The sequence below is a fragment of the Kribbella sp. CA-245084 genome, assembly GCF_050942355.1.
GTDB lineage: Bacteria > Actinomycetota > Actinomycetes > Propionibacteriales > Kribbellaceae > Kribbella.
Window position 1 is genome coordinate 2228983 of sequence record NZ_CP192053.1, and the last position, 14706, is coordinate 2243688.

14 protein-coding genes are annotated in these 14706 nt (G+C 66.6%); 6 read left to right on the forward strand and 8 right to left on the reverse strand.

Translation table 11 applies throughout. The annotated features are described in order from the left end of the window. Positions 1-10: 10 nt before the first annotated feature. Positions 11-841, forward strand: coding sequence for a MerR family transcriptional regulator (locus tag ACQPYH_RS10915; protein ID WP_432889669.1), 831 nt, complete (start codon positions 11-13; stop codon positions 839-841). Here ACQPYH_RS10915 and ACQPYH_RS10920 read toward each other — a convergent pair. From ACQPYH_RS10920 to ACQPYH_RS10940, 5 genes are read right to left on the reverse strand one after another with little or no spacing between them, the layout of a single operon-like run. Continuing rightward, positions 825-2333 (reverse strand): alpha-N-arabinofuranosidase, encoded by a 1509-nt coding sequence (locus ACQPYH_RS10920; protein ID WP_432889671.1) that lies wholly within the window; start codon positions 2331-2333, stop codon positions 825-827. The genes ACQPYH_RS10915 and ACQPYH_RS10920 overlap by 17 nt on opposite strands. After that, entirely contained in the window at positions 2324-3238 is a 915-nt protein-coding gene (locus ACQPYH_RS10925) for a hypothetical protein (protein WP_432889673.1), read from the reverse strand. Before ACQPYH_RS10925 ends, ACQPYH_RS10920 begins: the two co-directional genes overlap by 10 nt. Continuing rightward, a complete protein-coding gene (locus ACQPYH_RS10930) occupies positions 3235-4053 on the reverse strand; it encodes a carbohydrate ABC transporter permease (RefSeq protein ID WP_432889675.1) in 819 nt (272 codons plus the stop codon). The genes ACQPYH_RS10925 and ACQPYH_RS10930 overlap by 4 nt, the downstream gene beginning before the upstream one ends. Further along, on the reverse strand, positions 4050-5003 hold the full coding sequence (locus tag ACQPYH_RS10935) for a carbohydrate ABC transporter permease (protein WP_432889677.1): 954 nt from the start codon (positions 5001-5003) through the stop codon (positions 4050-4052). Before ACQPYH_RS10935 ends, ACQPYH_RS10930 begins: the two co-directional genes overlap by 4 nt. After that, the gene (locus tag ACQPYH_RS10940; RefSeq protein ID WP_432889679.1) at positions 5000-6244 is read right to left on the reverse strand and encodes an ABC transporter substrate-binding protein; all 1245 of its coding nucleotides are present in this window, start codon (positions 6242-6244) and stop codon (positions 5000-5002) included. The genes ACQPYH_RS10935 and ACQPYH_RS10940 overlap by 4 nt, the downstream gene beginning before the upstream one ends. Positions 6245-6274: 30 nt before the next feature. Between ACQPYH_RS10940 and ACQPYH_RS10945 the strand changes: the two genes are divergently transcribed. Continuing rightward, positions 6275-7300, forward strand: coding sequence for a LacI family DNA-binding transcriptional regulator (locus tag ACQPYH_RS10945; protein ID WP_432889681.1), 1026 nt, complete (start codon positions 6275-6277; stop codon positions 7298-7300). 126 nt (positions 7301-7426) lie between these two features. Here ACQPYH_RS10945 and ACQPYH_RS10950 read toward each other — a convergent pair whose 3' ends face one another. Continuing rightward, entirely contained in the window at positions 7427-8404 is a 978-nt protein-coding gene (locus ACQPYH_RS10950) for an aldo/keto reductase (RefSeq protein WP_432889683.1), read from the reverse strand. Between the two features lie 154 nt (positions 8405-8558). Between ACQPYH_RS10950 and ACQPYH_RS10955 the strand changes: the two genes are divergently transcribed. Genes ACQPYH_RS10955 through ACQPYH_RS10965 form a run of 3 tightly spaced genes read left to right on the forward strand, consistent with a single transcriptional unit; the run spans position 8559 to position 12324 of the window. Further along, positions 8559-10145 (forward strand): discoidin domain-containing protein, encoded by a 1587-nt coding sequence (locus ACQPYH_RS10955; protein ID WP_432889685.1) that lies wholly within the window; start codon positions 8559-8561, stop codon positions 10143-10145. Next, the gene (locus tag ACQPYH_RS10960) at positions 10145-11347 is read left to right on the forward strand and encodes an MFS transporter (protein ID WP_432889687.1); all 1203 of its coding nucleotides are present in this window, start codon (positions 10145-10147) and stop codon (positions 11345-11347) included. Before ACQPYH_RS10955 ends, ACQPYH_RS10960 begins: the two co-directional genes overlap by 1 nt. Continuing rightward, entirely contained in the window at positions 11344-12324 is a 981-nt protein-coding gene (locus ACQPYH_RS10965) for a TolB family protein (RefSeq protein WP_432889689.1), read from the forward strand. Before ACQPYH_RS10960 ends, ACQPYH_RS10965 begins: the two co-directional genes overlap by 4 nt. Here the strand turns inward: ACQPYH_RS10965 and ACQPYH_RS10970 are convergent. Beyond that, positions 12321-12830: an SRPBCC family protein gene (locus tag ACQPYH_RS10970; RefSeq protein WP_432889691.1), complete on the reverse strand. Its 510-nt coding sequence runs from the start codon at positions 12828-12830 to the stop codon at positions 12321-12323. The genes ACQPYH_RS10965 and ACQPYH_RS10970 overlap by 4 nt on opposite strands. Beyond that, positions 12827-13396, reverse strand: coding sequence for a TetR/AcrR family transcriptional regulator (locus ACQPYH_RS10975; RefSeq protein WP_432889693.1), 570 nt, complete (start codon positions 13394-13396; stop codon positions 12827-12829). The genes ACQPYH_RS10970 and ACQPYH_RS10975 overlap by 4 nt, the downstream gene beginning before the upstream one ends. A gap of 127 nt (positions 13397-13523) precedes the next feature. On the opposite strand from ACQPYH_RS10975, the gene ACQPYH_RS10980 reads away from it, so the two are divergent. Continuing rightward, on the forward strand, positions 13524-14705 hold the full coding sequence (locus tag ACQPYH_RS10980) for an MFS transporter (RefSeq protein ID WP_432889695.1): 1182 nt from the start codon (positions 13524-13526) through the stop codon (positions 14703-14705). The last annotated feature ends 1 nt before the right edge of the window (position 14706 follow it).

The window sequence follows — 14706 nt, forward strand, 5'->3', positions numbered from 1 at the left end:
AGGTCGTGGCATGTTCACTATCGGAGACTTCGCCGCGTTCGGTCAGGTGTCGGCGCGGATGCTTCGGCACTACGACGCGCTCGGGCTGTTGCGCCCGGCCGTCGTCGACGAGGTGACCGGCTACCGGTTCTACTCGGCCGAGCAGTTCGGCCGGCTGAACCGGATCGTCGCGCTCAAGGACCTCGGGTTCACCCTGCAGCAGGTCGGCGAGATCGTCGACGCCAAGCTGTCGGCCGAGGAACTGCGCGGCATGCTGCGGTTGCGGCAGGCCCAGCTCGAGGACGAGCTCGCCCGCAGCACCGCCCGGTTGACCAGCGTCGAGGCGAGGCTCCGACTCATCGAGAGGGAAGGTCACATGCCTACCGACGACGTCGTCCTCAAACGCATCGCCCCGACACAGGTCGCCGAGCTGTCCGCGATCTCACCGAGCTACGACGGTGAGGACATCGGTCCCGTCCTGCAACCGCTGTTCGGCCAGCTCTTCGAGCGCCTCGGCGCAGCTGGTCTGAATCCGTGCGGCTCACCGGTTGCGTACTACGAAGCCGCCGACGGCGAGGCGGTTCGGGTCCACGCCGCCGTACCGGTCGACGCCGGCACCAGCTCAGGGACTGGTGCCGACGTCGACGTCCTCGAGCTGCCCGAGATCACGCAGGCGGCCACCATCGTCCACAAGGGCGACATGATGGAGGCCGAGCGCAGCATGCAGACGCTGGCGCAATGGATCGAGGACAACGGCTATCGCAGCCAGGGGTACGCGCGCGAGGTCACGCTCCAGTTCGACCCGGACAACCCGGCGAACTGGGTGCACGAGTTCCAGATCCCGGTCACAAAGCCAAGCTGACCGTCGCGAAGGAATGCGGCGGCAGCGTCACCCGTAGCCCGCGGGGCTCCGGTTCCACAGTGAGCGGAGCCGGAGCCACCGCGTCCGGATCGCTGACCGTGTTGTACGACTGCGGCTTCGATGCCGTCAGCAACCGTCCGACCGACTCCCGCACGTCGGCACCGCGCAGATCCAGTACGACGTCCAGCGGCCCGCTCGGATCGAGATTGCTGACCGAAACCAGCGCCCGGCCGTCCTTCACCGACGCGGACGCCGACACCAGCTCCATCGACTCGTACGTCGGCTGCTCGACCACATGCACCGGTACGGCGGTCGCGTCGTGATGCCCCTTGTTCATCTCGAACACGTGGTACGTCGGCGTCCGCACCAGCCCGCCTTCGTCGTCGGTGAGCAGCATCGCCTGCAGGACATTCACGGTCTGCGCGATGTTCGCCATCACCAACCGCTCCGCGTGCTTGTGGAACACGTCGAAATGCAGGCTGGCGACCAGCGCGTCCCGCATCGCGTTCTGCTGGTACAGGAAGCCCGGGTTCGTGCCCGGCTCGACGTCCCACCACGTGCCCCACTCGTCCAGCACCAGACCGAGCTTGCGTTCCGGGTCGTACGCGTCCATCAGCGCGGAGTGCCCGCGGATGACCCGGTCGATGTCCTGCGCCTTGCGGATCGTGTCGTAGTACTCGTCGAGACCGAAGTCGGTCGCGCTGCCCTTCTGATCCCACGTTCCCGCGACCGTGTAGTAGTGGAACGAGATCGCCTGGAACAGGTTCTTCGGACCACGCTCGCAGCCGAGGCAGCTGACCGCCTTGAGCAGCGCCTCGGTCCACGCCAGGTCGTCGTCGGACGCACCGGCCGCGATCCGGTACAGCTTGTTGTCGCCGTGGTCCCGCAGGAACGTCGCGTACTGCCGGGCCAGATCGGCGTACGCGTCGGCCCGCATGTTGCCGCCGCAGCCCCAGGTCTCGTTGCCGATACCCCAGAACGGGACCTTCCACGGCTCGTCCCGGCCGTTCGCCTTGCGCTCGCGGACCATCGGGCTGTCGCCGTTGCGGGTCAGGTACTCGACCCACTCGCTCATCTCCCGCACGGTCCCGCTGCCGACGTTCCCGTTCACGTACGGCTCCGCGCCGAGCAGGTCGCACAACGCCATGAACTCGTGGGTGCCGAAGTGGTTGTTCTCCTCGACGTTGCCCCAATGCGTGTTGACCATCGACGGCCGGTCCGCCTTCGGCCCGATCCCGTCCTTCCAGTGGTACTCGTCCGCGAAACACCCGCCCGGCCAGCGCAGGTTCGGGATGTCGAGCGCCCGCAGCGCGTCGACCACGTCGAGCCGGATACCGCCCTCGTTCGGGATCGGGGAGTCCTCGCCGACGTAGAAACCGCCGTAGATACATCGCCCGAGATGCTCGGCGAAGTGCCCGTACAGGTGCCGGCTGATGGTCGGACCGGGTACGTCGAGATCGATGACGACCCGGGCAGTAGATGCTATGGACAACGGATTTCTCCTTGAGCTAGATAGTTCGGTGCGACCGGAGCGTTGCGGTCGCACACGAGTTGGTTGCCTTCAGCCCGCAGTACGGCGACGTGGACGTCGGTCAGCCGGTGCGGATCCACCACACCGTCGGCGAATCCGAAGCGCCGATGGGTGAAGTAGAAGATCCATCCCTCGTCCCGCCCCACGACGACATCGGCATGGTGGCCGAAGCCGAGGGCGGTCTCGTCAAGAATCCGCCCGGCCCGCTCCCAGTTCGTCAGGTCCAGCGACCGATGCACCGCCTGTCCACGCCAGTCGTCGGTGATCATCCAGTAGAACTCACCGAGCCGGAACACGTTCGGTCCTTCATGCGGGTCCCCGGCGATCGCCTGCACCGGCGCCGACCAGTGGGTCAGATCAGGCGAGTCGACAGACCAGGTGGTCGAGCCGGCCGCCTCGTCCTTGTACCAGAGCCGCCAGCCACCCTCGGGCAGTTCATACGCACACGCATCGATGACCCGGTCCGACGACAGCGGCAGCACACCGTCGTACCGCCAGTCGGTCAGGTCCGTCGAGGTGTGATGCAGGATCGTCCGTGAATGGCCTGCCCATTGGTCCGGTACGCCGGGGATGTAGCTGGTGAACATGTGGAACCGATCGCCGGCGCGGATCACCTCGGGCGCCCAGAGCGTGTTCCGTCCCGGATGCGGATCGATGCCCTCGGCAACGCCGGCGTACTCCCAGGTCAGGCCTCCGTCGTACGAGCGCGCGACGCCGATATCGGTGCCGTGCACCCAGCGGTTGCCACCGTCGGGCTCGCGGGCCCGGCGCTGGGTGTAGAACATCCACCAGAACCCGTCCGGCCCGGCGATCAACGTCGGATCTGTCGGCGCGAGATGCACCGGGTCGGTGTAGAGAAGGGTCACGATTTCACGCTTCCTGCCAGCAGGCCGCTGACGATATGGCGTTGGGTGAGGACGAAGAACACGACCATCGGGACCAGCACGAGCACGCTCATCGTCATGAAGGCCGGCCAGTCGGTGGAGAACTCGCCGACCGAGCGGTAGACCTGCAGGACGAGCGTGGACTTCTCCGGCGAGCTGAGGAAGACGTTCGGGGTGATGAAGTCGTTCCAGATCCCCATCGTCTGGAAGATCCCGACCGTGACCAGGATCGGCCGGATCAACGGCAGCACGATCCGCCAGTAGATCTGGAACGGCCCGGCGCCGTCGATCCGGGCAGCCTCGATGATCTCGAACGGCAGCCGGCTGATGTACGCCTGGATCAGGAAGTAGCAGAAGATCGCGCCGCCGGAGTAGATGATGACCAGACCGCGCAGGGTGTCGACCAGTTCGGCGCCGACGAGCAGCCGGTACAGCGGGATCAACGTCGACTGTCCGGGCACGATGAACCCGAGCAGCAGCAGTGCGCCGAAGATCCGGTTGAAGCGACTCGCCCGCATCGCCATCGCGTACGCCGCAGTCGAGCCGACGAACAGCTGCACCAGCAGCGCGGCGATCGTAACGGCCAGCGTGTTCAGGAAGCTGCGCCCGAGCGGCACGGTCTCGAAGATCCGCTGGTAGTTGTCCAGGAACAGGCTCGTTGGCAGCGCCAACGGAGACTTAGCCATCTCCTGCTGCGTCTTGAACGTGTTGACGACGATGTAGTACAGCGGCACGCCGACCAGACACGCGAGCGCGATCATCACCACACTCGTGACCGGGGAACGTCGTTGCTTCACAACACCCTCCGTTCGATTCGGCGTGAGGCCCACAGTTGCGCGACGGCCACCAGCGCGACCGCGAAGGTGAACAGCACCGCCAGTGCCGAGGCCAATCCGTACCGGCCCTGCGCGACACCGCTGGTGATGATCGACTGGGTGATCGTGTACGTCGAGTACCCCGGCCCGCCCTTGGTCAGCGTGAACGGGAGATCGAACACCTTGAGACCGCCGGTCATCAGCAAGAAGTTGCTGATGACAATGGCCGGGGTGAGCAACGGCAGCGTCAGATGGAAGAACTGTTGCCGTGCCGACGCACCGTCGATGGTTGCCACCTCGTAGTAATCCGCCGGTATCGACTGCAGATAAGCGAGATACAACATCGCGTGCCATCCCGCGCCGCCCCAGACCGCGACCACGATCACCGACAGCCGCGCGAGCGTGTCGTCCGACAGCCACGGGTACGGCCCGGCGTGGAACAGACTCTGCAACACCGAGTTCAGTACGCCGGAGCCGAGCGGCGACAGGATGTAGCCCCAGACCAGACCGAGGATCGCGATACTCGGGATCGCCGGGAAGAAGAACACCGACCGGACGAAGTTCCGGCCGAAGAACTTCTTGTTCAGTACGACGGCCAGCGGGATCGCGCAGGCCGTGATGAGCACCGCCGTACCGATCGTGTACGCCAGCGTGAACCCGAGACCCGCCAGCATCGACGGGTCCGTGAGCACCTTGTGGTAATTGGACAGCCCGACGAACTTCACGTCCGCGGAGTAGCCGGTGAAGTCGGTGAAACTCCAGTAGAACGTCTGCGTCAGCGGGATCACCAGGAGCACGATGAACACCAGTGCGACCGGCACGAGGAACAGCTGGTTCGCGGACGTATCGCGCGCCCGCGCCCAGGTCGAGCGTTCAGCTCGGACCGGAGCCGGTGAGGCGGCCTCGGTCCGAGTGAGCAGGGGAGTGCTCACGACGTACTCGCGAGCTTGGTGTCGAGGGCGTTCGCGACCTGCTCAGGGGTCGCCTTGCCCTGGACCAGCAGCTGCAGCTGCGCGGTCGCTTCGACGTTCAGGATGTCCTCCGCCCGTTTCCAGGCGATCTGCGGCAGGTAGATGTTTCCGGCCCGGACGTCCTTCACGATCGGCTGCAGCGCCGGGTCGAGTGCGGGCTGGAAGTCGGTCGTCACCGTGATCGCGCCGGTGGCCTTCTGGTACAGGGCCATCGCCTCCGGCGTGTCGAGGAACGCGAGGAACTTCTCCGCGGCCGCCGGGTTCTTCGCCTTCGAGTTGATCGCGTAGCCCGGGCTGGCCGCACCCGCCAGGTACGCCGGACGACCGGCGATCCCGGGGATCGGCGCCATCTCGATCTTCAGCTTCGGCGCGGCCTTGCGTACGCCGGGGATGTCCCACGGGCCGGCGATCATCATCGCGACCTTGCCGTTGGCGAACTCGGTCCGGACCTGGTCACCGGTCAGGCCGACGACCGCGGGGGTCACCAGGCCCTCGGTCCACAGCCGCGACCACTGCGTCAGCGGCTCGACCCAGTAGTCCTTGAACTTCGCGGACCCGTCGAAGATCTTGCTGTCCATGGAGTTGCCGTCCGCCGCGCTCTCGGCGCCGAGGAAGGCGGACAGCGGCGTCGACATCGCCTGAACGGACTCGAGGTACGGCGTGACGCCGGCGTTCTTCAGCTTGTGGCACAGGGCAAGGAACTCGTCCCAGGTCTGCGGGATCGTGGTCGCACCGGCCTTGGCCAGCAGGTCCTTGTTGTAAAGGACTCCCGCGCCCCACGACGCAACCGACAGGCCGTACACCGCGCCGTCCTGACCGCCGTACGTGGTCTGGTTGAACTTCGGCACGTTCTTCAGGAACGGCTTGTCCTTCAGATCCACGACATGCTTGCCGTTGATCAGGTTGGTCTTGTTCTCGGCCGCGATCGCGAACACGTCGGCCGCCGTACCGGACAGGATCCGGGACTGCAGCGTGGAGATGTACTCCGCGACCGGGGGAGCGTTGGAGAACTCGATCTTGATGCCCGGGTTCTCCTGCTGGAACTTGTCGATCACCGGTTTCATCGTGTCTTCTCCGTCCCAGGAGAAGAACGTCAGCTTCCCGTCGCTGCTGCCGCTGCTCCCGGAGGATCCGCCGCAGGCGGCGAGCGGAAGGGCGAGCGCGACCGCCGCCAGAGCGGCTAAGGTACGGCGCAGTCTCATCGCAGACTCCTTTTACGTAAGGTGGATGGCATGAAGAAGGGCACGACTGCGGTGACGATGGCCGATGTCGCGCGGTCCGCGGGGGTGTCCACGATGACCGTTTCGAACGTGATCAACGGGCGGCCGCGGGTCGGCGCCGCGACGCGCGAGCGGGTCCTGGCCGCGATCAGCGACCTCGGGTACCAGGTCAATCTGGCCGCCCGGCACCTGCGCGCCGGCCGGACCGGAGTGGTCGGTCTCGCCGTCCCGGAGCTCGAGCGCCCGTACTTCGCCCAGCTGGCCGGCCGGCTCGCGGACCGGTTCGAGGCCCACGGGCTGCGCATCGTGATGGAGCGCACCGGTGCCAGCCGCGAGGGGGAGGCGGACGCGGTCGCGTTCTCCCGCCTGCGGATGTACGACGGGCTGGTCCTGAGCGTGGTCGACAGCGACCCGGCCGAGCTGACCCAGCTCCGCAACGACGCGCCTGTGGTGATGATCGGTGAGCGGGCGCTGCCGTCGAAGTACGACCACGTGATGATGGACAACGTCGACGGCGCCCGGCAGGCGACCGCCCACCTGCTCGCCACCGGCGCCCGGCGCATCGCGATGCTCGGCGGCAACCCCGACAGTGTCGCGACCATGCCGGGCCTGCGGGCCGAGGGCTATGCGCTCGCGCACGCCGACGCCGGCGTACCGATGGATCCCGCGCTGACCGTCCGGTCCAGCTTCCGACTGCAGGACGGGTACGACGGGGTCCGGTCGCTGCTCGATGCCGGCATCGCCTTCGACGCGGTGTTCGCGCTCACCGATGTGGTTGCCCTGGGCGCGCTTCGGGCGCTGGCCGATGCGGATCTGCGGGTGCCGGAGGACGTGCAGGTGATCGGCTTCGACGACATCGACGAGGCGCCGTACCTGGTCCCGGCGCTGTCCAGCATCAACCCTGGCAACGAGGAGATGGCGGACTCGATCGTCGCGCTGCTGATGGCGCAGATCAACGGCGGTCCCGGCGGCGAACCACAGGAACTGATCGCGCCGGCACGGCTGATCCAGCGCGGCACCACCAAGCCTGTCGTCTGACACCACGGTCCACCTCGTCACGCAGCGGGAAGTTGTTGCGCAGAGGTATATCGATAAACCTCGCTCGTGACAAGACCTCGGCCCGGAACCGTCGCTGAGCGGCTACCGGGCCGAGGCTATGAGTGACTAGTTCTCGATCAGGGCGGCGATCTCCGTCAATTTGTCACTCCCGAGCGGGCCGAACGCCATCGCGCCGGCGTTCTCCTCGGCCTGCGCGACCGTCCGGAAGCCGGGGATCGGCACCGTCTTCGGGCTCCGCGCCCACAGCCACGCGAGGGCGCCTTGGGCCAGCGTCCGGCCGTCGCTCTGCAGGAGTTCGCGGATCGCGGACACCTTGTCCCACCACTCGGGAGCCGGTACGCCGCCTTCCGCGAAGTACCGCAGCCAGGACGGCGGCAGCGTACGAATGTCGGCGCCGGTCGCCGGCCTGCTCGCATCGCGGCGGCCGAGGATGCCCATCCCGAGCGGAGTCCGGTTGATGCTCGCCAGATCCTCGCGCTCGCACAGCGCGAAGAAGTCCGGCGCGTCGTGCAGAACGCTCGCCTCGTGCTGTACGGCGGCGCAGTGCTTGCCCTGGGCAAAGAGCTCCGCGCTGTGCAGCGTGTCGGTGCTCCACGCGTAGCTGCGGATCAGCCCTTCGCGCACGAGTTCCTCACACGCCGCACGCAGCGGCAACGCGATCTCGTCGGTCGTGTCGAAGTGCAGCTGGTACAGGTCGAGATAGTCGGTCCCGAGCCGGTCGAGCGAAGCCCGCACGGCTTTGTGTACGTATTCAGGTGTCGTGTCCTGGTGGTGCATGACCCTGGTCGACTCGTCGAACGTGTTGCCCCACTTGGTCCCGATGACCACCTGGTCGCGCATCCCGGCGAGAGCCTTGCCGAGCACGCGCTCGCTGTGGCCCGCGCCGTACACGTCGGCCGTGTCGAAGAAGGTCACTCCGAGCTCGACCGCCCGCCGGATCGCCCGCACCGACTCGTCGTCATCGACCTCACCCCAGCCCAGCGGTTCGCCGGCCGGGTTGCTGAACGGACCGCCGATCGCCCAGCACCCGAATCCGACCGGGCTGACCTCGATCCGTGCTCGTCCCAATCCGCGCATATCCATGCCGTCGACTCAACCAGTCGACGGTTCATCCGTCCAATGAATCTTCTGCCATCAGTTGATGCGCTCAGTGCATAACAGACTCCAAGGGTTTACCTCCTGGCAACTGTTAGGTAACCTTCCTAACAATTCTGCTCCGCGCCCCCGGAGGTACATCATGAGACTGCGCCTGCTTGCGCTGGTGCTCCCGATCGGTCTGCTCGCCGCTCTCGGCGGATCCGCGGCCGATGCCCGCACGAACGCCGATACCCTGCTCTCGCAGGGCAAACCGGTCATTGCCTCAAGCACCGAAGGCGACACACTCGCCGCATCCAAGGCGGTCGACGGGAGCACGTCGACCCGCTGGGCCAGTGCCGAAGGTTCCGATCCGCAATGGATCCGGATCGATCTCGGCCAGCCGGCCGCCATCGGCCGGGTGAAGCTCAGCTGGGAGGCCGCGTACGCGAAGGCGTACCGGCTCGAGGTCTCCGACGACGGGACCACGTTCAGTTCGGTCAAGGAGGTTGCGAATGGCAACGGCGCGACCGACGACCTGACCGGCCTGCAGGCACACGGCCGCTATCTCCGCCTGGTCGGCACACAACGCGCGACGTCGTACGGCTATTCGCTGTGGGAGTTGGAGGTCTACGGAACCTCGGATTCGAGCGGCGACACGCAGGCGCCTTCGGTGCCGACCGGTTTGAAGAGCACCGGCGCCACAGCGAGCTCGGTCGCGCTGAGTTGGTCCGCCTCGACCGACAACGTGGGAGTGAGCGGGTACGACGTACTGCGTGATGGTGTCGTGGTCGCGTCGACGCCGGGTACGTCGTACAACGACACCGGCCTGACCGCGAACACGTCGTACCGCTACTCGGTGCGGGCGAAGGACCTGGCCGGCAATGTGTCCGCGGCAAGTGCAGCGATCACCGTCACGACGAGTGCGGGCGGGACGGGCGGTTTCGTGCTCGCGGCGGCCGGTGACATCGCGGATCGGTGTACGGCGTCCGACTCGAGTTGCATCCATCCGAAGACGGCGAAACTGGTCGAGGCGATCAAGCCCGCCGCGGTGCTGACGATCGGCGACAACCAGTACGACGACGCGCATCTGACGGACTTCCAGAAGTACTACGCGAAGACGTGGGGGAAGTTCAAGGACATCACGCATCCGATCCCGGGCAACCACGAGACGTACGACGATGTGCCGTACGAGGGGTACCACAAGTACTTCGGGTCGATCGCCACGCCGCAGGGCAAGAACTACTACAGCTGGGACCTCGGCAACTGGCACTTCATCGCGCTCGACTCGAACGACTTCGTGAAGGAAGAGGATCTCCGCGAGCCGGCGCAGCTGACCTGGCTGAAGCAGGACCTCGCGAAGAACACGAAGGGCTGCATCGCGGCGTACTACCACCATCCGCGCTTCAGCTCGGGCGACCACGGTGACAACCCCGACGCCGCGCCGCTGTGGCAGACGCTGGTGTCCGCGAAGGCCGACCTGGTGCTGAATGGGCACGACCATCACTACGAACGGTTCCTGCCGCAGAACGCGAACGGCAACCTGGATCCGAACGGGCCGGTGCAGATCATCGGCGGGATGGGCGGAGCGCCGCTGTATCCGGTGCACGCCGCGCATCCCGCGACCGCGAAGATCATCTCGGACTTCGGCGTGCTGAAGCTGTCGATGACCGACACCACGTTCACCAGCCAGCTGATCGGTCTGGACGGGAAGGTCCTGGACAGCAGCCCGACGTACACCTGCCACTGATGTACCTCGCGTCCGTCGGCCCGCTGCGGACACCACTCCGGCGAGTTCCCGGGAATGTTGTTGCCCTCGGCATCGTCAGCTTGGTGACCGACGTGTCGGCCGAGATGGTGACCGCGATCCTTCCGCTGTACTTGGTCTTCGGGCTCGGGCTGAACCCACTGCAGTTCGGCCTGCTCGACGGCCTGTACGCCGGAGCGACCGCGGTACTGCGACTGGTCGGCGGACATGTGGCCGATCGCTGGCGACGGTTGAAGACCGTCGCCGGCATCGGCTACGCGCTCTCCGCGATCTCGAAACTCGGATTCCTGGCGGCCGGTTCCACCGTGCCCGCAATCGGCGCGGTTCTGGCAATCGACCGGGCCGGCAAGGGAATCCGCACTGCGCCTAGAGATGCACTGATCTCGTTGAGCGGCCCGCCTGAAACGATGGGCCGCTCCTTCGGCGTCCATCGAGCCCTCGACACAGTCGGCGCCTTCCTGGGCCCGCTAGTAGCCACGGCGGTGTTATGGGCCAGCCTCAACGACTACAACTCAGTCTTCGTCACCAGCTTCTGCCTGGCAGCCTGCGCTGTCATCCTCCTCACCACGTTTGTCCGCGACCGCACCCCACCACCCTCACCTGCACCAACTCAGCTGCCGGTCTTCGGATTGCTGCGTGATCGCGACTTCCGGCGGTGCTGCTTCTGGGCGGCGGCACTCGGTCTGTTCACGATCACCGACTCGTTCGTCTATCTCGCCGTACAGCGCCGTTGGGACATCACCACCAGCCTGTTCCCGCTCCTCCCACTCGGCACCGCCGGCACGTTCCTGCTCCTCGCCGTCCCGCTCGGCCGCCTCGGCGACCGCATCGGCCGCTGGAAGGTCTTCCTCGCCGGCCACCTGACCCTGGTCCTCGCCCTACTGCTCATCTGTGGCCCGACAGGCGCTTGGTGGCTCGTCCTCGCCCTCCACGGCACCTTCTACGCCGCGACCGACGGCGTACTCCCAGCAGCAGTCGGGCCGCTCCTCCCCGAACACCTCCGCGCCAGCGGCCTGGCAGTCCTGCAAACCGGCCAAGCCCTAGCCCGCATGGCCGCCGCCGTCACCGTCGGTCTCCTCTGGACCCTCTGGGACCTCCGCCCCGCAATCCTCGCCATCACCCTCGCCCTTCTTACAGTCACCATCGCCGCCGCCATCCTCAAGCCCCTGGAGGTACGCCGATGAACCGCCGACTCCTCCTCGCCGCGATCGCTGTCGTCACGCTCATCGGTGGCGCGATCACGTACGTCGTCCACGCCCGCACCGGCGGCGCGACCGAGAACGCCGTACCGGTCGTCACGGGTCAACCGATGACGCTCGACGCGAGAACGCTCTTCTTCCGCAACCTCGCCGAAGGACCGGACGCCGGCAAACTGGCCGCCGTGCCCGTGAGTATTCCGGGCGCTGCCCGGCGCGTGGGGGAGTTGCACTGCGACCGGTTCGCCGCGGCGCGCAGTACGGCGATCTGCTTGCGCTTGAAGCCCGGTTCGCTACCGCCGCTGACGGACATGATCGTCCTCGACGCAAACCTGCACGAGCGCCATCGCGAAACGTTGCCTGGGACACCGAGTCGAGCCCGCGTGTCGCCGGACGGCCGGATCGTGAACTGGACGTTGTTCGTCACCGGCGACTCGTACGCCGCCACCGGCTTCTCGACCCGGACCGGTCTGTACGAAGCGGACACCGGGCGGCTGGTCAAGACGATCGAGGAGCTCGCGGTCTTCGTTCACGGCAAGCGGTACTTCGCCTCGGACGTGAACTATTGGGGGATCACGTTCGGTGCTGACAGCAACCGTTTCTACCTGACCCTCGGCAGCAAGGGGAGGACGTACCTGATCGAGGCCGACTTCCGCGCGTACCGCGGAACTGCGGTCGCCGAGAACGTCGAGTGCCCGTCCCTCTCACCCGACGGCCGCCGGATCGCCTTCAAGCAGAAGGTTGCCGCCGGCACCTGGCGTCTCGCCGTACTCGATCTTGCCACTCACCAGATCACCCACCCGCTGGAGACCCGTTCCATCGACGACCAACCCGTCTGGCAGGGCAACTCCACGATCATCTACCCGGTCCGCAATGAGGTCGGCACCCTGGATATCTGGTCCGTCGGCCTCACCACGGCTCCCAAGCTATTGGTGCCGCAGGCAACCACTCCGTCGTTCGGTTAGGAAGCAGTCGCCCGTGCGGCGATGGCACGGTTCATGGCGTCGAACTGCGGCTTGATGGTGTTCTTCAGCATTGACTGGGTGAACGGGATTGCCGCGCCGGTGAACTTCTCCTGCTGGACCAGGTGCGTGCGGCCGCCCGGCAGTGCGGTCAACCGGAACGAGTGCTCGCCGGTGAACAATGCGCCCGGCGGAACCTTGCCGATCCAGCGCAGCTCCTGGTCGGGGACGACAGCGAGCAGCGTCGGGGTGAACTTCGTTTCGCCGCCCTTGGTGTCGCGAAGCACGTTGGTGATCTTGTCCCCGACCTTCAGGTCGCCGGTCGAGGAGATGATGAACGGGTTCCACTCCGGGTAGGTCTGGCGATCCGTGAGCACCTTCCAGACCTGCTCGGGTGACGCGTCGATATCGAGCTCGGTGTGCAGGGTGAACGGCTTGACGACCGTGTAGACGGTGTAGCCGGCCAGCAGGACGAGAACGCTGCCGAGGGCAACGAGGAACTTCTTCATGACGTCTTCTCCGGTCCGAGAGTGCTGTGCACCAGCGCCCTCACGTAGGTGGGATCGATCGGCTCACCCGTGATGAGGAGCCGGTAGTACAGCGGTCCGACGAGCTGGTCGACGACGACGCCGGGATCGGCGTGCGCGAGCAGCAGCCCTTCGGACTGGGCTTGGGCGATGACTGCGGTGACGGCCGCGTGGCGCTCGGCCCAGAGGGCGCGGACGCTGTCGCCGACGCGCGGTTCGCGGGCGGCCGCGGCGGCGAGATCCGCGACCAGCGTGGTCGGGATGACCTCGAGGGTGGCGGCGATGCCGGTGACGAGCTCGGTGAGATCACGTCGCGCATCCCCGCTCGGCTCGAACGCTACGGCGCTGCGCAGGCCGGCGATCATCGCGACCACCAGCTCCGCCTTGCTCGGCCAGCGCCGGTAGATCGTGGTCTTCGCGACCCCGGCCCGCTCGGCGACGCGGTCGACCGACATGCCGTCGTACCCACGGGCTCGCATCTCGGTCATGGCGGCCTCGAGCACCCGCCCCTCGACGCCGGCGTCCCGCGGTCGGCCTCGTCCCACCATCGCCATCCTCTTTTCGCTACTGCGGTGTCGAAATGAGAGTAGCTCGCTGCCGGAGATTTACGCAACCGGCGTAGCGTAAAAGAATCACTGCCAGAGAATGGCAGGTTTTGCTGACACCGTGGATGCCGTGACTTCGAGAACCCGCCTGCTGCTGCCCGCAGCGTTCATCACGTCCCTCGGCAACAACATCCAGCTCCTCGGCGCCGCGCTGCTGCTCGTCCGCGCGCAAGGCTCGATGCTCGACGTCGGCTGGCTGTTCATCGCCGTCGCAGTACCGCAGGCAGTCCTCTCGCCGTACTTCGGCCGCCTGGCCGACCGCTTCGACCGGCGCCGCCTGTGGGTCACCTGTGACGTGGTCAGCGCCGTAGCCGCTCTGGCACTTCCCGTCGGCCTCGCCTTAGGCGTCGCGCAACAACCGCTCGTCTACGCCACCAACTTCGCTTTGGCGATCGTCGCCGCCCAGTTCACCCCCGCCAGCGCCGCCCTGATCCGCGAACGCGTCCCCGCCGCGGATCTCCGGCCCTTCAACGCCCACTACGAAATAGCCCTCCAATCCGGCATGCTCCTCTCGGCGTCCCTGGGCGGCGTAGCCCTCCAATACTTCGGCCCCCAACCCCTCTTCACCTTCAACGCCTTAACCTTCGCGCTCTCAGCCACCCTGGTCCTCGCAGTCGGTTCGAAACGCCGGCCCGTAACTGAGTTGCCGCAGGCAATCAAGCATGAGGTGAGACTGAACGGTCTGCCGCTTGCGCCGCTCGCCTTGCTCTTCGGGCAGGGGCTTGTTGTGGTGACTGTGTTCAACGCCTTGCTTCCGGTGCTGCTGATCGGGGAGTGGCATCGCGGGCCGGCTGTTCTTGGCGTGGTTGATGCAGTCGGCGGCGTCGGGTTCCTGCTTGCTGCCGCGGTATACCGGCGGTCGGCGGCGCGGCTGGGTGATCTGAGGCTGGCGACCGGCGGGTTCCTGGTGTGTAGCGGTCTGCTGGTGCTTCAGCCGTTGTTCGGTGTGCCCGCGTTGATGGCTCTGGTGCTGCTCGGCGCGTTCCTCTTCGGTCAGGCGCGGATCGCGACCCGCTCGTTGCTGATGACCTCGGTCGACGAATCCCGTGTCGGCCAGGCGTTCGGGATCGCCAACGGCTACGGGCTCGCTGCGACGATCGTCGTCATGCTGATCGCGTCCCTCGTCACCGGCCACACCGACACCCGCTACGGCTTCGCAGTACTCGCGTTGATCAGCGTCCTCTCCGCCGCCTTCGCCGCCCTCCGGCTGTCGACGTCCCACCGACGGTCAAAAACAACAGTGCTTATATAAG